Source organism: Microbacterium sp., assembly GCF_044508325.1.
Lineage (GTDB): Bacteria > Actinomycetota > Actinomycetes > Actinomycetales > Microbacteriaceae > Microbacterium.
In genome coordinates, this window is sequence record NZ_JBIQHX010000008.1 from 130,014 (window position 1) to 152,032 (window position 22,019).

The window sequence follows — 22,019 nt, forward strand, 5'->3', positions numbered from 1 at the left end:
CCACCTTCAGCTCAGGCACCGCGCAGCTTCATGGTCTGCATGATGACCGCGGACATCTCCTCGACGCTCTTGGTCGCGGAGTTGAGGAACGGCACCCGCTGACGCCGGTACAGGTCTTCGGCCCGGCGCAGCTCGAGCGTGCACTGCGCCAGGCTCGCGTAGCGCGAGCCGGGGCGGCGCTCGTGCCTGACCTGGCTGAGCCGCAGCGGCGTCGTGGTCAGGCCGAAGCAGCGCTCGCGGTAGGGCGCCACGGCGCGCGGCAGACCCTCGGTCGGGAAGTCGTCGTCGGTGAGCGGGTAGTTCGCCACGAGGAGGCCGTACTGCAGGGCGAGGTACATCGTGGTGGGCGTCTTGCCGCAGCGGCTGGGCGCGATGATGACGACGTCGGCGATGTCGAGTGCGCGCATGGACTGGCCGTCATCGTGCTCGATGGCGTATTCCACCGCGCGCATGCGGTTGAGGTAGCGCGTCATGTCGCCGACGCCGTGATACTGGCCGAGCTGCTCGGACGCGGTGGTGCCCAGCGCCGACTCCAGTTCGGTGAGGTGCCCGGCGAGCAGGTCGATTCCGACCGCCCGCGCAGACGAGAGGATGCTGCGCAGCGCCGCCTGCTTCACGGTCGTGAACACCAGCGGCTCAAGGCCCGCGTCTGCGGCGGCGTCGATCTCGGCGACCACCGCGCGGGCCCCCTGCTCGGTGTCGACGAACGGGACCGTGTGGCGCACGAACGCGATGGTCGGGAAGTTCGCCAGCAGCGCGTTGCCGAGGGTCTCGGCGGTGATGCCCGTGCTGTCGGACACGAAGTACGCCGCGCGCCGGTCCGTCGGCTCCGGCGCCGACAGCGGCGCCACCGGGACGCTGGGGTCGATCATCTCTGACTCTCTGCGCGGGGCCGCCCCGCTCTCTGGTCAGGCTAAGCCCCCACGGCGCGCACGGACAGGGACCTCGGTCCTGCAAGAAGCGCCGATCTTCACCGATCGGCAAGTCACACAGCCGGTCCGGGCGACTCCGGCGCCAGCGTCCGGCGCAGCATCCCCATCAGCGTGTGCACGGTCTGGTCGAGGTCGTCCTCCGCGCCGGCGCGGGTGACCAGCCAGACATCCAGGGCCTGACCCATCCCCATCGCGACGGCGACCAGCAGCTGCGCGGGCAGGTCGCTGCGCACCGCACCCGCCCGCTGCCCGGCCGCGATCGTGCCCAGCAGCCAGGGCATCATGTCGTGCTCGGCCTCACGCTGGGCGCCGCCCAGTGCGGTCGAGCGCGCTCCGGTGAGCCAGTCGCGCAGCAGCGCCGACAGCCGCGGGTTCGCGACGAGCCGCCGCATCAGGTCGATGTACAGCCGCTCCAGCGTCGACCAGAACCCGTCGGCATCCGTCTCCTCCAGACTCGGGAGCGGACCGCCGTCGGCCAGCAGTCGCTCCACCTGGTCGCGGATGACGTGCGCGTAGAGATCCTCCTTGCCGTCGAAGCAGTAGTAGAGGGCACCCTTGGAGGTGCCCGCCGCCGCGATGATGCGATTGAGGGATGCCCCGGCGAATCCGTGCGCGGAGAACTCCTCGAGGGCCGCGGCGACGATCGCCTCCTGCTGGGCGGACGGGAGCCGGAAGAAGCGGGGACGGACCATCGGCGTCGCTCAGGCCGCCGCGGCGTGCGGCTCAGGCGGGGCGGGAAGCTCGATCGGGTCGCGCAGACTGTGGCCCATGGCGAGCCTGGCGACCAGCGGAATGGCCATGAGTGCGACCACCGTGTTGCGCAGCAGCAGCTGCATGCCGTTGCGCGGCGCGAAAGCGGCGCCCAGCCCCACAGCGGCATCCTGCTTGGTGGAGACCACCGACGCCAGCCGGCTCCGGTAGGCGGAGAATGCCACGCGGTGGTCGCCGTCCGCGCGGCTGAGCTCCCCCGCCAGCACATAGGCCTCGACCATCGCCAGGGCCGAGCCCTGGCCGGCCAGCAGCGAGGGACACGCGGCCGCGTCGCCGACGAGCGCGATCCGGCCGCTGGACCATGACGGCATGCGGATCTGACTCGCCCGGTCGAGGTAGAGCGTGCGCGCCTCGGGCAGCCGTGCGAGGATCGCCGGCACCTCCCACTTCAGCCCGCTCAGGCGAGAGCGAAGCAGCTCGCGCTGCGCCGCCTCGCCATCGGCGGGCACCTCGCCGTCGTGACGGAACATGAAGCAGAACATCGTGGCGTCGTCGCGCAGCGCGACCCGCAGGGTCTGCACCCCGACCTGCGTGCGGGTCACGGCGACCAGCTCGTCGCGCGGGCGATAGCCGTCGAGGTCGAACGCGGCGACGGCGATCCCGAGCTCGCGGGCGAACTGCTCCTCCGGTCCGAACGCGAGCGCACGCACCCGAGAGTGCAGTCCGTCGGCGCCGACGACGAGGTCGAACTCCTGGGGGGCGCGGTGTTCGAACTCGACCTGGACCTTCGTCCCGTCGTCGCGCAGGCTGCGCACCGTGTCGCCGAAGATCATCTCCACCTCGTCGTCCAGCGCGTCGCAGATCGCTCCGGCCAGGTCGGCGCGGGCGATCGACACGTACCGGCCGCCGGCTGTGCCGATGACCGGCCGCGGATCGAAGTGGGCGATTCGCCTGCCGCTGTCGGACACCTCGCGCACCTCGCGCATGACGTACCCCCGCTCCACCAGGCGCGGCACGATGCCCATCCGGTCGGCGACGTCGAATCCCGACCCCCAGAAGTCGACGAGATAGCCGCCGTCGCGCAGCGCGGGTGCATGCTCGACGATCACCGGCTCATGCCCGGCCCGATGCAGCCAGTACGCCAGTGTCGGGCCGGCGATGCCCGCTCCCACGATGAGGATCCGCATCCCATCACCTCTGTCCTCTGTCCTCGGTTCAGACCACTGGTCTGACCACTGGTTCGACGCTACGCCCGTCGGTCGTCGCGGGCAAGCCCCTGGCACGGACCGGCGCCTTCGGCTCCCTAGACTGGTGGGATGACCAGACCGCGCCTCTACTCGGGAATGCAGCCCTCGGCCGACTCGCTGCAGATCGGCAACTACATCGGGGCGCTCATGCAGTGGCGCGAGCTGCAGGAGTCGTACGAGGCGTACTTCTCGGTGGTCGACCTGCACGCGCTGACCCAGCCCAGCGAGCCGGCCGAGCTGCGCGAGAAGACGCGCCGCACCGCCGCCCAGTACATCGCCGCCGGCATCGAGCCGTCCAAGTCGACGCTCTACGTGCAGTCGCATGTGCCCGCACATGCCGAGCTGCAGTGGGTGCTCTCGACGATCACCGGCTTCGGCGAGGCGGGCCGGATGACGCAGTTCAAGGACAAGTCGCAGCGCTACGGCGCGGACGCGACCAACGTCGGGCTCTTCACGTACCCGGTGCTGATGGCCGCCGACATCCTCCTCTACCAGACCGACATCGTTCCGGTCGGCGACGATCAGAAGCAGCACGTGGAGCTCACCCGCGACCTCGCCGAGCGCTTCAACTCGCGGTACGGGAAGGCGTTCACCGTGCCGATGCCGGTCATCCAGCAGGAGACGGCGCGCATCTACGACCTGCAGAACCCGACCGCCAAGATGTCGAAGTCGGCCGAGTCCGACTCCGGCGTGATCTGGCTGCTGGATGACCCCGCCGTGTCGGCGAAGAAGATCATGCGCGCCGTGACCGACTCGGAGGGCTCGGTGCGCTACGACCGCGACGACAAGCCGGGCGTGTCGAACCTGCTGGTGATCTACGCAGCGCTGTCGGGGCGGCAGATCCCGGCCATCGAAGACGAATACGCGGGCCGCGGCTACGGCGACTTCAAGAAGGGCCTGGCGGAGGTCGTGGTCGAGGAGTTCGGCCCGGTGCGCGCTCGCGCGCTGGAGCTTCTCGACGACCCCGCCGAGCTCGACCGGGTGCTCGCCGCCAACGCCGAGAAGGCCTCTGCCGTGGCCGACGCCACCCTCGCGGACGTGTACGACAAGGTGGGCCTGCTGCGGAAGGTGTGACCCCCGGCGCGCAGGGAGTGACGCCCAGGGCATGACGCCCAGGTGTGCCGCCCAGGGTATGACGCCCAGGGCGTGACCCGTGGTCCCAGCCGGCAGCGGGTTACCCGTGGTCGCGGTGCGCAATTCAGTCTCCGCGGCACGCCCGCCAGGTCAGGTGGGCACGATCCCGCGGTGGCGGCACCCTGCCGGGTGCGCGGAGACTGAATTGCGGACGTCGCCGAGCTCGCATGGGCACCCGACGGTCAGGATGCGGACTGCAGGAGGCCGCGCAGCGCGGCCATGACCGAGTCCGGCTCGTACATGATGTCGGCGGCGGTCAGTCTCAGCACGCAGAAGCCTTGCCGGGCGAGCATCAGATCGCGGCGGTAGTCCGTGAGCTGCTGAGCCCAGTCGCTGTGGTGCGCCCGGCTGTCGCACTCGATCACGAGCCACCCGTCGACGACGAGGTCGACGAACCCGACGCCGGGGAACGCGACCTGGGGTTCGACGCGGCACCCCAGGCTCCGGACCATCAGCCGCACGAGGGTCTCCGGGCCGGATTGGGCGCGCCCGTCGACGAATCCGCGCAATACCCGATACCGCGCCGGCAGGGCGGCGAACACCTCGGCGAGCTGCTCCAGCCGCAGCAGCCCCTTGTTCAACGCACTGTCGATGGTGGCGACCGCGTGCCGCGGCGTCTGGCATCGCACGGCATTGATGAGTGCGTCGACGATCCCCACGCACGATCGCGTGGGCTCATCGATCAACGTGTGCCAGTGCAGCACGGGCTCACGCACCCCCCGCGGCGCGAGCCGCTTGGTGCGGCTTTCCGGAGACCGCATTCTGCTCGACCCCCGCGTCATGTGGACGTGGAGCGCGGGCGGGCCGAACACGAACACGCCGAGCAGCTGCAGGAGCGAAAGGCATCCCAGCAGACCGCCCACCCGCACGGCCTCGACGAGGTCGCGCGGCGCGTCGGGCGGAAGGTAGCGGTCTCGGCGCGCCCGCACCAGCCGCCCGCTCCGGACCGCCGCGGTCAGCGCACGCGAGGTCCAGCCGGAGGCGATGAGCTCGGCGCGCGTCCAGACGTGCATCCTCCGAGGATCACCGCCCGCACCTGCTCGCCGTATCGACGTGGGCTCGATGGGGACGGCCGACGGCGCCCGCGACGTTGTGCAGGAGCGGACGTGCGGTCTCGGCACCGCACCCGGCCGCCCCGGCCGCCCGAACCGTTCGCAATTCAGTCCCGCCGCAGGCGGCCGCGCGCCCGACCAGCGAGAACACGCTGTTCATGCCGTCAGGCGGCTGCCGGCAGACTGAATTGCGAACCGGGTGAGTCGGGCCTGTGGCCATCCAGGCCCGGCGCCCCGGCACGCGGATACGGTGGAGCAGTGGAACCGGTCATCCTGCGCACAGCGCGGCTTGAGCTCTCCCGGCCGGTTGAGACCGATGTCGAGGCGATCTTCGAGGCCTGCCAGGATGCCGACATCCAGCGCTACACGACCGTGCCCTCCCCTTACACGCGGCAGCACGCCGAGGCGTTCGTCGAGAAGGTCGCGGCGGATTGGGCGAGCGCCGCGCATCTCACCTGGGCCATGCGCCATGAGGGCGGGCTGGCCGGCATGATCGGGCTGTACCGGCTCGACGGCAAGGGCACCGGGGAGCTCGGCTACTGGGTGACGCCGGCGTCGCGCGGCCGCGGCCTGCTCACGGAGGCGGCACACGCCGTCCTGGACTGGGGCTTCGCCGCCGACGGCTTGGACCTGGACCGCATCGAGTGGCGCGCCGTCGTCGGCAACACGGCATCGGCGCGCATCGGCCGCGCCCTCGGGTTCCGCTACGAGGGGCTGGTGCGGCAGGGCCTGGTGAGCACGCACGGTCGCGACGACGGCTGGATCGCGGGCCTGCTGCGCGACGACGACCGCACGCCGCAGCCCTGGCCGGTGCTGGAGCGGTGATCCCCGATCGGCCGGGCGCACCGCCCCGGTGCGTGCGAGGATGAACCCATGCCGGAGATGCCAGAGGTGCAGGGGCTCGTCGAGTTCCTGCGCGGCCGGGTCGTCGGTCTCACCCTCACGCGAACCTCCGTCGCGAACATCGCGGCGCTGAAGACCTACGACCCGCCGATCGATGCGCTCAAGGGCGCCGAGATCACCGGTGCCGACCGGCACGGCAAGTTCATCGATCTGTCCACCACCGCCGGTCACCTCGTCTTCCACCTCGCCAAGGCCGGCTGGCTGCGCTGGTACGACCGGCTGCCGACGACGATCATCAAGCCCGGCCGCACCCCGATCGCGCTGCGGGTCGCGCTCGACGACGGGTCGGGGTTCGATCTCACCGAGGCGGGCACCAAGAAGTCCCTCGCGGTGTACGTGGTGCGCGAGCCGTCCGCGGTGCCCGGCATCGCGCGCCTGGGCCCGGATCCGCTCGACCGGGCCTTCACCCGGGCGGTGTTCGCGGGCCTTCTCGCCGGCCGTCGCACGCAGATCAAGGGCGTCCTGCGCGATCAGTCGATCATCGCCGGAGTCGGCAACGCGTACTCCGACGAGATCCTGCACGCGGCGAAGATGTCGCCGTACGCCCTGGCCGCGTCCCTGACCGACGACGACATCGACCGCCTCTACGCGGCGACGATCGACACCCTCACCGAGGCGACCGAGGCCGCGTCGGGCAAGCCGCCGGCCGACCTCAAGGACGCCAAGCGCCGAGGCATGCAGGTGCACGGCCGACGCGGCGAGACGTGCCCGGTCTGCGGCGACGAGGTGCGCAGCGTGTTCTTCGCCGACAACAGCCTCGAGTACTGCCCGACCTGTCAGACGGGCGGGAAGATCCTCGCCGACCGCCGTCTGTCGCGCCTGCTGAAGTGACGATCAGGCGTCGGTGGCGCCCATGAGCACACGGGCGTCCTCGTCGACCCAGTCCAGCGACTTGGTCACCGCCTTCTGCCACTGCCGGTAGCGGCGCTCGCGCTCGTCCTCGGGCATGCGGGGCTCGAACCGCCGGTCCTGCTGCCAGTGCGAGCGCAGCTCCTCGCGGCTCGCCCAGACCCCCGTCGCCAGCCCCGCCGCGTACGCCGCGCCCAGCGCGGTGGTCTCCACGACCCGGGGCCGCACCACGGGCAGCCCCAGGATGTCGGCCTGGAACTGCATGAGCAGGTCGTCGCGGGTCATGCCGCCGTCCACGCGCAGCTCGGCAAGATCCCGTCCGGTGTCGCCGACGACCGCCTCGATCACGTCGCGCGTCTGGAACGCCGTCGACTCGAGCGCCGCACGGGCGATGTGCCCGCGGTTGACGAACCGGGTCATGCCGACCAGCGCGCCGCGGGCGTCGGGGCGCCAATACGGTGCGAACAGTCCCGAGAACGCCGGCACGAAGTATGCGCCGCCGTTGTCTTCCACGGATGCCGCGAGCGCCTCGACATCCTCGGATCGCCGGATGATCCCCAGGTTGTCGCGCAGCCACTGCACCAGCGATCCGGTGACGGCGATCGACCCCTCCAGGGCGTAGCGCGCCGGCTCGGAGCCGATCCGGTAGGCGACCGTCGTGATCAGGCCGTGCTGCGACCGGACGATCTGCTCGCCCGTGTTCACGAGCAGGAAGTTGCCGGTCCCGTAGGTGTTCTTCGACTCCCCCAGGTCGAACGCGGCCTGCCCGAACGTCGCCGCCTGCTGGTCGCCGAGGATGCCCGCCACCGGGATCCCGTCGGCGGCGCCGGGCAGCTGCACGTCGCCGAGGATCTCGGAGGACGAGTGGATGCCGGGCAGCATCGCCCGCGGGATGCCCCACACCTCCGGCAGCTCATCCGACCAGTCGAGCGTGCGCAGGTCCATCAGGAGAGTGCGGCTCGCGTTGGTGACGTCGGTGACGTGGATGCCTCCCCGGATCCCTCCGGTGAGGTTCCACACCAGCCAGGTGTCCGGAGTGCCGAACAGCAGATCTCCGCGCTCGGCGGCTTCGCGCGCGCCGCTGACGTGGTCGAGGATCCAGGCCACCTTCGATGCCGAGAAGTAGGTGGCCAGCGGCAGGCCGGTGGTCTCGGCGAATCGGTCCGCCCCGCCCTCGTCGATGAGCCGGTCGATGCGCGGCTGTGTGCGGGTGTCCTGCCAGACGAGCGCGTTGTGCACGGGCCGGCCGGTGCGCCGATCCCACACGATCGCCGTCTCGCGCTGATTGGTGATGCCGATCCCAGCGATGTCGGAGGGCGACAGCCGCGCCTGCGCCAGTGCCGACGAGAGCACCCACTCGGCGCCGGTCCAGATCTCCACCGGGTCGTGTTCGACCCAGCCCGCGCGCGGCAGGATCTGGTCGTGCTCGCGCTGTGCGGTGCTCACCACCTGCCCCTGCGCGTCGAAGACGATGGCTCGGGTCGACGTCGTGCCCTGATCGAGCGCAAGCACATGCTCTGCCACGCGGCCTCCTTGCTGCTGCGCGTCCAGGCTAGCGTGTGACAGCCATGGGCTCGGTCGGGTCTGCGGCCCGCACCGCCGCGAGGGCGCGGTCGACCTCGGCGCGGCGGGCCGGGGCATCCCATCCCAGCTCGTCGCCGATCGCGGCGGCGATCTCGACGGCCGCGTCGCGGGTCGCGCAGCCGAGGAACGCCAGCGACGTGCGGCGCATGAGCACGTCGTCGAGGTGCACGACCTGCTCGGTGCGCACGAGATGCCGCAGCTCGCCGGTGCTGAAGCCGGGCGCGTGCGTCAGCGGCGCGTCCGCGGCATCCGCCTCGATCGCCGCGATCACCTGCTCGGCGACCGTGCCGTAGCGGTCCAGCAGCACCGCCGCCCGGTCGCGTCCGACGACGGCGCCGTGCGCGTCGAGCCACCGCTGACGGGCGCGTTCGGTGGTCGGGCAGCCCCGGCCGCCCCCGATCGGGACGCCCTTGGTGGAGCGCCGGCGCGGCTGGGCAAGCGCCTGCAGCGCCCGGTCGGCGAGCCGCTCCGACGACGCCCGGAACGTCGTCCACTTGCCGCCCACGAGGCTCAGCACCTCCGGGGCGGCCGGATCGCCGCCGAGGCGCTGGGACTCGATGCGGTAGTCGCGGGAGACGAAGCCCGGCGCCAGATCGCCATGGCCGGGCAGCGGCCGCACGCCCGCGAACCGGTAGACGATCCGCGCGCGGTCGACCACGATGTCCGGGAACACGTGCGCGATGAGGTCGATGAAGTAGTCGACCTCTTCGTCGGTGCACACGATCGGATCGCGCATGTCGTGCTCGAGATCGGTGGTGCCCACCAGCACGCGCCCCTTGAGCGGGTAGATGAGCACGATGCGTCCGTCGCGGTGCTCGAAGAACAGCTCGCGTCCGGCCGTCGCCTCGAGCAGCTCCGGGTCGTCGAGCACGATGTGCGACCCTTTCGTCCCGCCCATGTAGGCGGTGGGGTCGCCGAGGGCGAGGTTGGTGAGGTCGGTCCAGGGTCCCGACGCGTTGACGATGACGGATGCCGCGAACGCGACCTGCTCCGCGCCGGACGCGAGGACGACGCGGCTTCCCTCGACCCCGACCGCGGCGGTGTAGTTGGCTGCCCGCGCGCGGCCGCCGCCGGCGGCGACGCCGTCGCGGAGCACGTCGAGCGCGAGGCGCTCCGGATCGTGCAGGGATGCGTCCCAGTACGTCGCCGTGTACTTCACCTCGGGGTTCAGCCGCGGCAGATCCTCGAGCGACCGCCGGCGCCCGCGGAACTCGTGGCGCGGCACCGCGCCGCCGCCGAAGAGGCCCCCGCCGCGCGAGAAGGAGTCGTAGATGACGAGCCCGATCTTGATGAGCGCAGCGCCGCGCTCGCGGCGCGCTCCCTTCCCGTGGCGCAGGAACCGCAGCGGGGCGCCGAGCACGCCCGAGAAGGTGGAGAAGATCGGGATGGTCGTCTGCAGGGGGCGCACGTAGTGCGGGGCCGTCTTCAGCAGTCCGTTGCGTTCGGTGACGGCCTCGTGGACGAGACGGAACTCGCCGTTCTCGAGATAGCGGATGCCGCCGTGGATCATGTGCGACGAGGCGGCCGAGGCGCCGCTGACGAAATCGCCGCGCTCGACGAGCGCCACATCCACGCCCTGCATCGCGAGGTCGCGGAAGGTCGCCAGACCGTTGATGCCCCCGCCGATGATCAGCACGTCGGCGTACGGGCGCCCGGCGAGCGCGGCGAACCCCTGTTCCGCATCGTGCTCAGGCATCCGCTCCCCTTCCCCGACTCCAGGCTACGTCGACTCGGCGAGACCGGAGCGCAGCCCCGCGGAATGAAACCGGGGGCCGCGCGTTGACTACACTGGAACACAACGTGCTCCGGGGTCGGTGGGAATCCGAACCGGCGGTGACAGTCCGCGAGCCTGACGCCACATCGTGGCGGAGGGCTGATCCGGTGGAAATCCGGAACCGACGGTGATGCGATGCGAAGGCGTCGCTAGTCCGGATGGGAGGCAGCACGGATGTCGCGGGCACCCGCGGCGTCCCGGCCACGCGCCCGCAAGCCCCGGAGTCCGGAAGGACAGGGACAGATGGCGCAGGGCGACACCGAGCACGCGGCGATGGGCCGCGCCTTCGAGCTCGCGCGGCGCGGGCCGCGGGGGTTCAATCCGCAGGTCGGCGCGGTCATCCTCTCCCCCGCCGGAGAGGTGCTCGCCGAAGGCTGGCACCGCGGGGCCGGCACGACGCACGCCGAGGTCGACGCGCTCTCTCAGCTGCCGCAGGGCGCCGCAGCCGGCGCGACCGCGGTCGTGAGCCTGGAGCCCTGCAATCACACCGGTCACACCGGCCCCTGCAGTGAGGCGCTGATCGCGGCGGGCGTGGCCCGAGTGGTGTATTCGGTCGACGACCCCGGACTCATCTCCCGCGGCGGTGCCAAGCGCCTGCGCGAGGCAGGGGTCGAGGTCGTCGCAGGCGTCCGGCACGACGAGGGCGCCGAGCTGCTGGACTCCTGGCTCACGGTGCAGCGCCTGGCGCGACCGCACGTCACGGTGAAGTGGGCGCAGAGCCTGGACGGCCGGGTCGCGGCCGCCGACGGCACCAGCCAGTGGATCACGGGTCCCGCCGCACGCGCGGACGTGCACCGCCGCCGGGCCGACGCCGATGCGATCGTGGTCGGCATCGGCACGGTGCTCGCCGACGACCCCGCACTCACGGCACGCGACCCGGACGGCGGCCTGTACCCGGCCCAGCCCATCCCGGTCGTGCTCGGCTCACGCGAAGTGCCGGTGGACGCGGCCGTCCGGCGACACCCGCAGCGCCCCCTGTTCTACGGCGGCGACGACCTGTTCGCCATGCTCTCCGACCTGCGCGAGCGCGGCGTGCACCGTGTGTTCGTGGAGGGCGGGCCGACCATCGCCAGCGCGTTCGTGCGCACCGGCATCGCCGACGAGCTGCTCGTCTACGTGGCTCCGGCGCTGCTGGGCGGACCCCGGCTCGCACTGGGCGACATCGGCGTCGGCACCATCGCGGAGGCGAAACGGTTCGCCCCCGCATCCATCGAACGACTCGGCGACGACGTGCTCGTCGTCTGCAAGAGGGAGGGCTGAATGTTCACCGGGATCGTGGAGGAGATCGGGGCGATCACCGACGTGGCGCCGTCCGGCGACGGCGTCAGGCTGACCGTGCGTGCGCCCAAGGCGGTGTCGGATGCCGCGCACGGCGACTCGATCGCGGTCAGCGGAGTGTGTCTGACCGTCGTCGACCGCGGCGACGACTGGTTCACCGCCGACGTCATGAAGCAGACCCTCGACATGTCGACGCTCGCAGGCGTGGACGCCGGCGACGCCGTGAACCTGGAGCGCGCCCTCAGCGCCACCGGGCGCCTGGGCGGTCACATCGTGCAGGGGCACATCGACGGCACCGGCGAGGTGCTCGAGGTGCGCCCGGGCGACCGGTGGCGGGTGCTGCGGATCGGGCTGCCTCCGGAACTGGCTCCCCTCGTGGTCGACAAGGGGTCCATCGCCGTCGACGGCGTGTCGCTCACGGTCAGCGCGGCCGGCGACGACTGGTTCGAGGTGTCGCTGATCCCCGAGACCCTCGCCGCCACGACGCTGGGCCGCCGGTCCGCCGGCGACCGCGTCAACCTCGAGACCGACATCCTCGCCCGGCACGTGCAGCGGCTGCTGCAGGTCGGCGCGACCGACACCACGGAAGGAGGCTCGCGATGAGCCTTTCCACGATCGAGGAGGCCCTCGAGGCGCTGCGCGCCGGACGCCCGGTCATCGTGGCCGACGATGAGAACCGCGAGAACGAGGGCGACATCGTGCTGTCCGCCGAGCTTGCGACGCCGGAGTGGCTGGCGTGGACGATCCGGTGGTCGAGCGGGTTCCTGTGCGCCCCGATGCCGGCGGACTGGGCCGACCGGCTCGACCTGCCGCCGATGGTCGCCGTCAACGAGGACTCGCGCGGCACGGCCTACACGGTCAGCGTCGACGCCGCCGACCGGCAGTCGACCGGCATCAGCGCCTCCGATCGCGCGCACACCCTCAACGTGCTCGCCGACCCCGGGTCGACTCCCGCCTCGGTGATCCGTCCCGGGCACATCCTGCCGCTGCGCGCCGTCGACGGCGGCGTCCGCGAGCGTGCCGGGCACACCGAGGCCGCGGTCGAGCTCATGCGGCTCGCGGGGCTCCAGCCGGTGGGCGCGATCGGCGAGGTCGTCGCCGACGACGGCAGCATGATGCGGCTGCCCGGCCTGCTCGAGATGGGTGAGCGCGAAGGCATCCCGGTGATCACGATCGAGCAGCTCATCGCGCACCTGGACGTCGTCGAGCCGCAGAAGGGGCCCGGGCACGCCCCGCATCGGCGCCGTGTGAGCCTGCGGGCCGAGGCATCCGTCCCGACCGCGCACGGATCGTTCCGGTTCCTGGCCTACAAGGACCGGGTCACCGGGACCGATCACCTCGCGATCGTGTCGGGCGATCTCACCGAGGACGCACCCCTCGTGCGGGTGCACTCGGAGTGCCTCACCGGCGAGGCGTTCGGCTCGCTCAAGTGCGAGTGCGGCCCGCAGCTGAGCGCCGCGCTCGACGCGATCGAGCAGCGCGGGGGCGTCGTCGTGTACATGCGCGGCCACGAGGGGCGGGGCATCGGCCTCATCAACAAGCTGCGCGCCTACAGCCTGCAGGAGCGGGGACTGGACACCGTCGACGCGAATCTGGCCCTTGGCCTCCCCGCCGACGCGCGCGACTACGCGGCAGCGGCGGGCATCCTCGCCGACCTGGGCGTCGAGCGCGTGCGCCTGATGACCAACAACACCGACAAGACCGACCAGCTGCGCCAGCTGGGACTGGACATCGTCGAGCAGGTGCCGCTGATCGTGGGCGTCGGCCCGAACAACCACCAGTACCTCGAGACCAAGCGCGACCGCATGGGTCACATCATCGGCGACGACGACCTCGCCGACGCGCTGGCGCAGATGAAGGAAGGAGCCGGCGCATGAGCGGCAAGGGCGTTCCCGACCGAGGCCACATCGACGCGACCGGCCTCGACGTCGTCATCGTGGCCGGCGAGTGGCACGAGACCATCGCCGAGGGGCTCGTCGCGGGCGCGGTGCGTGCCCTCGATGCCGCAGGTGCGACGCATCGGCTGGTGCGCGTCCCCGGCTCGTTCGAGCTCCCGGTCGTGGCCCAGGCCGTGCTGAGGTCCGGAGCGGACGCCGTCGTCGCGCTCGGTGTGATCATCCGGGGCGGGACACCGCACTTCGAGTTCGTCTCGTCGGCGGCCACCGACGGCCTCACGCGCGTGGCTCTGGACACGGGCAAGCCGGTCGGCTTCGGCGTGCTCACCCTCGACAACGAGCAGCAGGGCCTCGATCGCGCCGGGCTCCCGGGCTCGCACGAGGACAAGGGCCGCGAGGCCGCCGAGGCGGCCCTGCGCACCGCGCTGGCGCTGCGGAGCCTGTGACCTGACCTTCAGTCATGCGCAAGGTATGCTGAGGCCATGGAGATCCTGCGGCACGTCGTCGTCTATCTGCACATCATCGCCTTCGCCATCCTCTTCGGCTCCTGGCTCGTCGAGGCGGTGGCCCGGCGCGTGCGCTTCACGCCGCTGATGACGTGGGGCCTGGTGCTCGCCTTCCTCACCGCGCTCGCCCTGGGTGCTCCGTGGCCGGCCGGCATCGAGCTGAACTACGTCAAGCTGGGCGTGAAGCTCGTCATCCTGCTCATCATCGGCGCGATCCTGGGCTTCGGCGGTGCGCGTCAGCGCAAGGGCAAGCCGCTCTCCCCCGTGCTGTTCTGGAGCGTCGGCATCCTCACCCTGGTCAACGCCGGGATCGCCGTCCTCTGGCGCTGATCCTGCTCAGCGCGCGTCGGCGATCCGGGCGAACTCGTCCATGACCGTCGCCGTGTACTCCTCGGCGTCCAGCCGGCTGGGCGGGACGTCGCCCTCGAGGAACGCGGTCATCCCCGCCGCCAGGGCGGCGTCGTCCCGCGCGACGACGTGGATCGAGCCGGGCGGAAGGGCGTCGCCCACCGAGGCGAAGCCCGTCGACACGATGGGCAGTCCGCTCAGCGCGGCCTCCAGCAGCACCATCGGCTGCCCCTCGTAGTCGCTGGAGAGCACGAAGCAGTCCGCGGCGGCCAGCAGCGGGTACGGGTTGCCGCGCACCCCGGCGAGGAACGCGGCATCCTGCACTCGCTCCGCCGCGATGAGGTCCTGCAGCGCGTCGGCGAGCGGCCCGCCGCCGACGATCAGCAGCCGCGTGTCGGGGTGGTCGCGGTGCACCGCGGCGAACGCGCGCACCAGCCGCGCATGGTTCTTCTCCGGTGACAGGCGCCCCACGCTGATGAACCAGCGCGTGCCGCCCGCCTCGAGGTCGCTCAGCCACCGCGGCCGTGGCTCGTCGGCTTCGAGCACGGACGACAGCGGAAGCCGGATGCCTGCGGCCGCCCGCTCCACGTCGGGAAGGTTCCGCACGGTGCGGAAGCGGACGCTCGGCGCGTAGCCGGCGAGCTCGTCGCGGTTGACCGCGGTGAGGCTGGGCGAGACCGAGACGAGCTGGTCGTAGTGCCGGTACAGTGCGAACACGAGGCCCAGGCTGCGCCGCATGCGCGCTCTGCCGTCGACGGTGCGATTGCGGTCGGACGCCATCTCGTTGTGCAGCCAGATCGCGTGGGTGGTCGCCGGCGCGTGCAGCACCAGGTTGGCCCAGAACGGGCTGTAGCCGCTGAAGTCGGCGGCCCAGTCGAAGCGCGCGGAGCCGAGCACGCGGACCCACTCGTCCTCCCACAGCCGCAGATGCCACTCGGCCGCACGCGGTCCGAGGGGCGTTCCCCGCCAGTCGTTGCGGCGACGGCGCAGCTGCACGAACTTGGAGCCGTTCATGCCGCCGATGCGGAAGATCTGCCGGACATGGGCCGGGACCCGCTGCTGGTTGACGCGGGCGACCGGGGACCGGAAGTACGGCATCACGGCGGTGACGTCGTAGCGCTGCGGATCGAGGGCGCCCAGGAGATTGAGCACCGAGCTCGTGATGCCGTTCGGGCGCATGCCGCCCAGGTACAGCATCAGTCGCCTGCGCCCGTCGCGCCGCACGGGGCGCACCCGATACCCGGCCTCGTGGCGGCCGAACACGATGTCCACCACGCGAGCCGCCGCGCCGCCGTCGTCGAACGGCACGAAGCGGTCGGCCCACTCGCGGTAGCGGGGATGCTCCCCGCCGCCGAGCAGTTCGGAGAGCGCGGCCCCCACCGCCGCCGGGTCGGAGCCGACCGGCCCCGGAAGCTCGTCCAGCGGCAGATACGTGCCGCGGGTCCGGTCGTACTCGTCGGCGTCGGGCGTCAGGAACGCGATCGGCCGCCCGGTGGCGAGGTAGTCGAAGAAGATCGACGAGTAGTCGGTGACCAGCGCGTCGGCCGCGCCCAGCATGACGTTCGCGGGGATCGCGTTCGGGACCAGCACGCCGGCCAGCCCCGGGCGGCGGGCAGCCTGGGCATGCACGATCTGATGGGTCTTCAGCAGCACGACGACGTCGTCGCCCAGTGCCTCCTGCAGCCGCTCTACCTGAGCCGCGAGGGCATCGACGTCCTGGTCGGGATCGCTGAACGACGAGCCGCGCCAGGTCGGCGCGAACAGCACGATCCGGCGCGCGCCGACCCGCAGGCCGGCCCCCTCGAGCTCGTGGCGCACCGTCCGCAGCTGGTCGTCGGTGAGCTGCTGGCGGTCGATGCGCGGGTAGCCCTCCTCGATGATTCGCCCCTGGTACACGTTGCGCAGCCGGTAGGCGTCCTCGTACATCGTCTCGGCCATGAATGGGTTCGCGGCCAGAAGGTAATCGGCCGACAGCAGGTTGCGCAGCGTGTTGGCGGATTGGAATGCCCCGTCGGGCATGTCGAAGCCCATGTGCTTGAGCGGGGTGCCGTGCCACGTATTGAGGTAGGTCTGCCCGGGGCGCTTGCCGAATGATGGCGGGAAGGTGGCGTTGTTGACGAGATAGCCGCTTGTGGCGAGCGCGGCCACGTACGCGCGGGAGCCGCGGCGGACGTGGCTCACCCGCGGGTGGCGGGCGAACTCGGCCTCGAACCGCGCGATCGACGCCGGGTCGCTGATCGCCCAGACGTGCTTGAGGTGCGAGTAGTCGGGGTGGTCCAGCAGATGCCGGAAGATCGCCTCCGGGTTGCACCCGACGCCGTTGCCGGCGAACGACTCGTAGAGCACCTGATCGACCTGCACCGGGCGTGAGCGCCAGAAGGCCGCATGCTCCGTGGTGACGGCGAGGCGCGCGCGCTGGGCGATCTTCCGGGCAGGAGCAGGCAGGGGCAGGGGCACTCGATCGAGTGTAGGACGGCAGGCTTCGAGCTCGCCGAGTGCGGGGGCGACGTGCCGGGTCCGTGACCTGCGCTCAGGAGTCGTCCCCCGCGCGCACGATGTCGACGATCTCCCGGATCGAGTCGATGACGAGCGCAGGGTTGTACATGTAGATGTTGTGGCCGCTGTCGGTCTCGGTGATCGTCTTCGCGCCGAGGTCGGCGCCCAGCCGGGTGACCATCGCCACCCAGTCGTCGAAGGTCGTGTGCTCCCCCGCGAGCTGCTCGGGCGGCACCAGGTCGGTCCGGAACGGCTTGTCGGCGACGAGGACGACGGCCGGCACGTCGGGCATGGGACCGGCGGCGTTGATCTGCGCGAACGCGTCCTTGATCAGGACACCCTCGCGCACGACGTCGTCGGTGGCCGAGTTCACGTCGTCCCACCATTGGAGTGCCCCGGCGGTGACCAGCTCCGCCATGACCTCGCTGACCGTGTCGACCATCACGAGGCCGGCGACACTCTCGGGGTAGGTGCGGGCGTAGAGCGTCGAGATCAGCCCGCCGTAGGAGTGGGAGACGAACACGTAGGGCTCTGGCTCCCCGATCGCTGCGAGCAGCGCATGAAGGTCCTCGACGTCGAGGTCGACCGTGTGCGGCTGGCTCCTCGGGGTCGACACCTCGCCCGAGAAGCGGATGTCGGGGCGGTCGTACGTGCAGACCCGCGTGGTGCGCGCGATCGACGGGAACACGGCGTCGTCGCTCGCGACGAGCTCGCCCATCCCGGCCGAGAGGTCGTCGCCGGGGGCGTCGAGCACGGGATCGCCGGGGTCGAGGATGAGCGACCAGTCCTCGGCGCCGTTGCCGTGTCCCGAGATGAGCACCACCGTGGGCGAGCCCTGCCCGGCGCAGGCGGCCCAGATCTCGCGGCCCTCACCGATGTCGACCAGTTGGGCGAAGTCCCGGTCCGCAAGCGCGTCGGACGTCGCCGAAGGCGGGGCGGATGTCTCGGCCGCGCGCTCGGTTGGCGCGGTGCACGCCGCGAGGCCCACGACGCCGACGACGGCGGCGAGACCGAGCAGCCGCCCGCGCGCCGATTCTCGGAGCACGCGCCACGGGCGAGCGCGCCCCGACACGGTGACGTCGTCGTCGAACCAGGACATGAGGCTCCAGCGCCTCCTCAGGACGAGATTTTCCGCGCTTGGACGACGGGCGTCAAGCGCCGAGACCGTCCGTCCTGCCAGAATCTCAGCCATGTCCGACACCACCACGGCGTCTGCGAACCCGCGGTCGCGTGTCGTCGTCGCCAGCCTCGCGGGCACGACGATCGAGTTCTACGACTTCTACGCCTACGCGACCGCCGCAGTGCTGGTCTTCCCGATCCTGTTCTTCCCGACCGGCGACGACACGACCGCTCTGCTCGCGTCCTTCGGCGTGTTCGGCGCCGCGATGATCGCCCGGCCGCTCGGCGCAATCGTTTTCGGGCACTTCGGCGACCGGTACGGTCGCAAGGCGACGCTCGTGGCATCCCTGCTCACCATGGGCATCGCGACGTTCCTCATCGGGTGTCTGCCCACCTACGGAGACATCGGCTGGTGGGCGGCGCTGCTGCTGCTCGTGCTGCGGCTCGCGCAGGGGTTCGCGCTCGGCGGCGAGTGGTCCGGGGCCGCGCTCGTGGCGACCGAGAACGCCCCTGCCGGGAAGCGCGCCTGGTACGGCACGTTCCCGCAGGTGGGCGCGCCGCTCGGCTTCATCATCGCCAACGGGGTCTTCCTGGCCATCAACGGGCTGCTGCCGCACGCCGAGGGCACCGCGCAGCGCTCCGCCGAGTTCCTCGCCTGGGGCTGGCGCGTGCCGTTCTGGTTCTCGGCCGTCATGGTGATCATCGGACTGTGGGTGCGCCTCAGGCTCGTCGAGTCCGGCACGTTCACGAAGGCCGAGCGCACCGGCCGGTTGCAGCGGTTCCCCCTGGGCGAGACGGTCCGCCGTCACTGGCGCGAGGTGGTGCTCGGCACGTTCATCATGCTGGCCACATACGTGCTGTTCTATCTGATGACCAACTTCACGCTCGCCTACGGCACCACCAACACCCTCGAGGGCGCGCAGGCGGCGGCCGAGGCCGCGGGCACCCCGTTCGATGCGGCCCACTACGTGCCCGGACTCGGCTTCGGCTACACCGACTTCGTGCTCATGCAGATCATCGGCGTGGTCTTCTTCGGCGTGTTCACCCTGCTGTCCGGCCCGGTGGCCGACGCGATCGGGCGCCGGCGCCTGTTGATCTGGGTGACCGTGGGCATCGTCGCGTTCGGCTTCACCTTCACGCTCTTCCTGCTTCCGCAGGCCGACCCGAAGTTCACCGGAGCGCTCGTGCAGGCCTTCCTCGTGTTCGGCTTCGTGCTCATGGGTGCGACCTTCGGTCCGATGGGCGCGATGCTGCCCGAGCTGTTCCCCACCAACGTGCGGTACACGGGCTCCGCGGTCGCATACAACGTGTCGTCGATCCTGGGCGCCGCCCTGGCCCCCGTCATCGCGATCGCGCTGTGGGCTGCCGCCGGCGGATCGCCCTGGCTCGTGGGGCTGTACCTCAGCGGCGCGGGCGTGCTCACGCTCATCGCACTGCTGCTGGCGAAGGAGACCAAAGACATCGACTACGACGGCAACCTGGGCTTGGGCGAGACGGGCTCGCTGTGATCAGTCCAGGAACAGGGCGCGCAGCCGCTTGGTGGTGAACACGAGCCCGACGGCGATCATCACGAGGTAATACAGGATGTGCCACCACATGTCGGGGCTGAGCACCCCCGTGGTGAAGCCGCGGACGAGTTCCACGCCATGCCACAGCGGGAACGCCATGATGATCCCCTGCACCCACTCCGGGTACACCGAGATCGGGTAGAGCGTCGCCGAGAACAGGAACATCGGCAGCAGCACGAAGTTGATCCAGTCCATGTGCTGGAAGGTCTTCATGTAGCTGGTCACGGCCATCCCGAGACTCGCGAATCCGAAGGCGATCAGCAGGACGGCGGGCAGGGCGAGGATCGCCGTCCACGCCAGGTTCAGTCCCGCGATCTGCATGATGATCATGAACCCGGTGGCGTAGAGGAGCCCACGCAGCAGCGCGTACAGGATCTCGCCGAGTGCGACGTCCAAGGGCCCGAGCGAGGTCGACAGCATGCCCTCGTAGAGTTTGCCGTAGTTCAGCTTGAAGAAGACGTTCCACGTCGAGTCGTAGATCGCGCCGTTCATCGCCGAGACCGCGAGCAGCGCGGGTGCGATGAACGCCGCATACGAGACATCCACTCCGCCGCTGGTCTGCACGTCACCGACGAGGCTTCCGAGTCCGATGCCCATCGACAGCAGATAGAAGACCGGCTCGAAGAATCCCGAGAAGACGACGACCCAGCTCGAAGAACGTGCGGCGATGAGCCCCCGCTGCACGACCGCCAGCGGGTTGCCCGCCCACAGTGCGCGCACGCCGCCACGCCGGCGGGTGGCCACGGCCGCCTCGACGGGCTCGCCGATCGAGCTCGTGGTCATTTCGCCAGCCTCCGCGTGAAGATGCGCCGCGCGAGGACCAGGCCGCCCACCGTCAGCACGAGCAGGTATGCGCTGTGCACGACGATCATCGCCGGATCGACGGGCTTGCCGTAGGTGACCACACGCCCCAGCTCGGAGGCGTGCCACAGCGGGGAGATCCACCCGATCCACTGCAGCCACAGCGGCAGCACGGTGAGCGGATAGAACGTGCCCGAGAACAGGAACATGGGCATGAAGACGAACCGCTGCACGAGGGCGAACTGGCCCTTGTCATCCTCGATCGAGCCGGCGTACGCCATGAGCGGCACGCCGAAAGCGAGCCCGGCCAGCACGCCGATCGGGATGGACAGCCAGCCCGTGGCGGGCGTCGTCTGCCCGGGATACAGGAAGGCGAAGAAGATCCAGATGAACGCGCAGTACGCGGCGACCGCGACGAGCATCCGCGCCGACGCGCCCATGACGACGCCGTTCGCGATCTGGCCGGACGACAGCGGCGAGGCGTTGAAGCCGTAGAAGTAGCGCCGCCACTTGAAGCCGGCCATGACCGGATAGGTGAACTCCTCCGAGGCGACCGAGATCGCCGCGGTCATCAGCAGCGCGGGGGCGACGAACAGCAGGTACGGCACCTCCTGCGAGCCGTCCTGGATGGGCACGGCGATGATGGCGGCAAGGCCCACCGCGAGTCCGAGGAGGTACAGGATGGGCTGGCCGAGGGCGCCGACGATGATCGTCCACCCGTAGGCGCGCATGGCGCGCACCATGTGCTCGGCGACGTACCACGTCCCGCGCGCACGCGGCTTGCGGCCCCACTGCATCGCCTCGTCGCGCAGCTGTTCGAGGGATGGCTGCGTCTGCGCCCTCATTCGATCAGCGACCTTCCGGTCAGCCGCAGGAACACGTCCTCCAGGCTCGACCTGCGCACGAGGCTCGTGCGCGGCTGAAGGCCGCGCGCGGTCACCTGCTCGAGCGAGCGCTCGCCGTCGGCCGTGTAGACGAGGATGCGGTCCGGCAGCACCTCGACCCGGTCGCCGATCCCCTCCAGCTGCGGCGCCACCTGCTGGTTGCGATCGGACCCGAAGCGCACCTCGAGCACCTCGCGGCTGGAGTGCTGGCGGATGAGGGATGTCGGGGTGCCCTCGGCCATGATGCGGCCCTTGTCGACGACGATGAGCCGGTCGCACAGCTGCTCGGCCTCATCCATGTAGTGCGTCGTGAGCACGAGGGTGGTGCCGCGCTCCTTGAGGCGGAAGAGCCGGTCCCACAGCACGTGACGCGCCTGCGGGTCCAGCCCCGTGGTCGGCTCGTCCAGCAGCAGGATGCGCGGATCGTTGATGAGGCCGCGTGCGATGGTGAGCCGGCGCTTCATGCCGCCCGAGAGCGCGTCGACCTTCGACTTCGCCTTGTCCTCCAGCGCGGCGAATGCCAGCAGCTCGTCGGCCTTCTCGTGGCACACCTTCGCCGGCAGGCCGAAGTAGCGACCGTAGATGAACAGGTTCTCGCGGGCGTTCAGCTCGCCGTCGAGGTTGTCCTGCTGGGGCACCACGCCCAGCCGCGAGCGGATCTCCGGCCCGTACTGGTCGGGGTCGAGCCCGAGGATCGACAGCTCGCCGGACGTGCGGGTGGACACCGCGCCGATCATCCGCATGGTCGTCGACTTGCCGGCGCCGTTGGGTCCGAGAAGGCCGAACGACTCGCCGGGCGCCACCTCGAAGCTCAGCCCGTCGACGGCGAGGAAATCGGGCTTCCCTTTGACCCGGTAGGTCTTCACGAGGTCGTTCGCGGCGATGACGGCTTCTGGCACCGGACCACTTTACTCGCGGACCACCGACATCCCGACCAC

20 protein-coding genes are annotated in these 22,019 nt (G+C 70.9%); 9 read left to right on the forward strand and 11 right to left on the reverse strand.

All coding sequences use genetic code 11. The features are described from left to right. Positions 1-11: 11 nt before the first annotated feature. The 3 genes from ACIWQI_RS08795 to ACIWQI_RS08805 form a co-directional block, all read right to left on the reverse strand. Positions 12-872, reverse strand: coding sequence for a pyruvate, water dikinase regulatory protein (locus ACIWQI_RS08795; RefSeq protein ID WP_396656775.1), 861 nt, complete (start codon positions 870-872; stop codon positions 12-14). 113 nt (positions 873-985) lie between these two features. Then, the gene (locus ACIWQI_RS08800; RefSeq protein WP_396656776.1) at positions 986-1,624 is read right to left on the reverse strand and encodes a TetR/AcrR family transcriptional regulator; all 639 of its coding nucleotides are present in this window, start codon (positions 1,622-1,624) and stop codon (positions 986-988) included. Between the two features lie 9 nt (positions 1,625-1,633). Continuing rightward, positions 1,634-2,830: an FAD-binding domain gene (locus ACIWQI_RS08805; protein WP_396656777.1), complete on the reverse strand. Its 1,197-nt coding sequence runs from the start codon at positions 2,828-2,830 to the stop codon at positions 1,634-1,636. A 129-nt stretch (positions 2,831-2,959) separates the two neighbouring features. Here ACIWQI_RS08805 and trpS point away from each other — a divergent pair, with 129 nt between their 5' ends. Continuing rightward, on the forward strand, positions 2,960-3,964 hold the full coding sequence (gene trpS, locus ACIWQI_RS08810) for a tryptophan--tRNA ligase (protein ID WP_396656778.1): 1,005 nt from the start codon (positions 2,960-2,962) through the stop codon (positions 3,962-3,964). A 242-nt stretch (positions 3,965-4,206) separates the two neighbouring features. Here the strand turns inward: trpS and ACIWQI_RS08815 are convergent, their stop codons facing one another. Beyond that, on the reverse strand, positions 4,207-5,037 hold the full coding sequence (locus ACIWQI_RS08815; protein ID WP_396656779.1) for a DUF559 domain-containing protein: 831 nt from the start codon (positions 5,035-5,037) through the stop codon (positions 4,207-4,209). 297 nt (positions 5,038-5,334) lie between these two features. Here ACIWQI_RS08815 and ACIWQI_RS08820 point away from each other — a divergent pair, with 297 nt between their 5' ends. Both ACIWQI_RS08820 and ACIWQI_RS08825 read left to right on the forward strand, forming a co-directional pair. Further along, entirely contained in the window at positions 5,335-5,901 is a 567-nt protein-coding gene (locus ACIWQI_RS08820) for a GNAT family N-acetyltransferase (protein ID WP_396656780.1), read from the forward strand. Positions 5,902-5,949: 48 nt separating this feature from the next. Further along, positions 5,950-6,810, forward strand: a complete 861-nt coding sequence (locus tag ACIWQI_RS08825) for an Fpg/Nei family DNA glycosylase (protein WP_396656781.1) — start codon at positions 5,950-5,952, stop codon at positions 6,808-6,810. Positions 6,811-6,813: 3 nt separating this feature from the next. On the opposite strand, the gene glpK is transcribed toward ACIWQI_RS08825, so the two are convergent. Continuing rightward, positions 6,814-8,352 (reverse strand): glycerol kinase GlpK, encoded by a 1,539-nt coding sequence (glpK, locus tag ACIWQI_RS08830; protein ID WP_396656782.1) that lies wholly within the window; start codon positions 8,350-8,352, stop codon positions 6,814-6,816. Positions 8,353-8,380: 28 nt separating this feature from the next. After that, entirely contained in the window at positions 8,381-10,108 is a 1,728-nt protein-coding gene (locus ACIWQI_RS08835) for an FAD-dependent oxidoreductase (RefSeq protein WP_396656783.1), read from the reverse strand. Between the two features lie 321 nt (positions 10,109-10,429). On the opposite strand from ACIWQI_RS08835, the gene ribD reads away from it, so the two are divergent. The 5 genes from ribD to ACIWQI_RS08860 are packed head-to-tail and all read left to right on the forward strand — an operon-like array spanning position 10,430 to position 14,195. Next, positions 10,430-11,446, forward strand: a complete 1,017-nt coding sequence (ribD, locus tag ACIWQI_RS08840; RefSeq protein ID WP_396656784.1) for a bifunctional diaminohydroxyphosphoribosylaminopyrimidine deaminase/5-amino-6-(5-phosphoribosylamino)uracil reductase RibD — start codon at positions 10,430-10,432, stop codon at positions 11,444-11,446. Next, positions 11,447-12,067, forward strand: a complete 621-nt coding sequence (locus ACIWQI_RS08845; RefSeq protein WP_396656785.1) for a riboflavin synthase — start codon at positions 11,447-11,449, stop codon at positions 12,065-12,067. Continuing rightward, entirely contained in the window at positions 12,064-13,341 is a 1,278-nt protein-coding gene (ribA, locus tag ACIWQI_RS08850; protein WP_396656786.1) for a GTP cyclohydrolase II, read from the forward strand. The genes ACIWQI_RS08845 and ribA overlap by 4 nt, the downstream gene beginning before the upstream one ends. Beyond that, positions 13,338-13,805: a 6,7-dimethyl-8-ribityllumazine synthase gene (gene ribH / locus ACIWQI_RS08855; protein WP_396656787.1), complete on the forward strand. Its 468-nt coding sequence runs from the start codon at positions 13,338-13,340 to the stop codon at positions 13,803-13,805. The genes ribA and ribH overlap by 4 nt, the downstream gene beginning before the upstream one ends. Positions 13,806-13,841: 36 nt before the next feature. Next, positions 13,842-14,195: a Fe-S protein gene (locus tag ACIWQI_RS08860; RefSeq protein ID WP_396656788.1), complete on the forward strand. Its 354-nt coding sequence runs from the start codon at positions 13,842-13,844 to the stop codon at positions 14,193-14,195. A gap of 6 nt (positions 14,196-14,201) precedes the next feature. Here ACIWQI_RS08860 and ACIWQI_RS08865 read toward each other — a convergent pair whose 3' ends face one another. Both ACIWQI_RS08865 and ACIWQI_RS08870 read right to left on the reverse strand, forming a co-directional pair. After that, positions 14,202-16,670, reverse strand: a complete 2,469-nt coding sequence (locus ACIWQI_RS08865; RefSeq protein ID WP_396656789.1) for a CDP-glycerol glycerophosphotransferase family protein — start codon at positions 16,668-16,670, stop codon at positions 14,202-14,204. A gap of 73 nt (positions 16,671-16,743) precedes the next feature. After that, positions 16,744-17,808: an alpha/beta fold hydrolase gene (locus ACIWQI_RS08870; RefSeq protein ID WP_396656790.1), complete on the reverse strand. Its 1,065-nt coding sequence runs from the start codon at positions 17,806-17,808 to the stop codon at positions 16,744-16,746. Positions 17,809-17,899: 91 nt separating this feature from the next. On the opposite strand from ACIWQI_RS08870, the gene ACIWQI_RS08875 reads away from it, so the two are divergent. After that, on the forward strand, positions 17,900-19,336 hold the full coding sequence (locus tag ACIWQI_RS08875) for an MFS transporter (RefSeq protein WP_396656791.1): 1,437 nt from the start codon (positions 17,900-17,902) through the stop codon (positions 19,334-19,336). On the opposite strand, the gene ACIWQI_RS08880 is transcribed toward ACIWQI_RS08875, so the two are convergent. From ACIWQI_RS08880 to ACIWQI_RS08890, 3 genes are read right to left on the reverse strand one after another with little or no spacing between them, the layout of a single operon-like run. Then, complete coding sequence (locus ACIWQI_RS08880; protein WP_396656792.1) at positions 19,337-20,179, reverse strand: ABC transporter permease; 843 nt, start codon at positions 20,177-20,179, stop codon at positions 19,337-19,339. Beyond that, positions 20,176-21,042, reverse strand: coding sequence for an ABC transporter permease (locus ACIWQI_RS08885; protein WP_396656793.1), 867 nt, complete (start codon positions 21,040-21,042; stop codon positions 20,176-20,178). The genes ACIWQI_RS08880 and ACIWQI_RS08885 overlap by 4 nt, the downstream gene beginning before the upstream one ends. Continuing rightward, positions 21,039-21,980 carry an ABC transporter ATP-binding protein gene (locus ACIWQI_RS08890; RefSeq protein WP_396656794.1) on the reverse strand — a complete coding sequence of 314 codons (942 nt, stop codon included), beginning with the start codon at positions 21,978-21,980 and terminating at the stop codon, positions 21,039-21,041. The genes ACIWQI_RS08885 and ACIWQI_RS08890 overlap by 4 nt, the downstream gene beginning before the upstream one ends. Positions 21,981-22,019 lie beyond the last annotated feature (39 nt).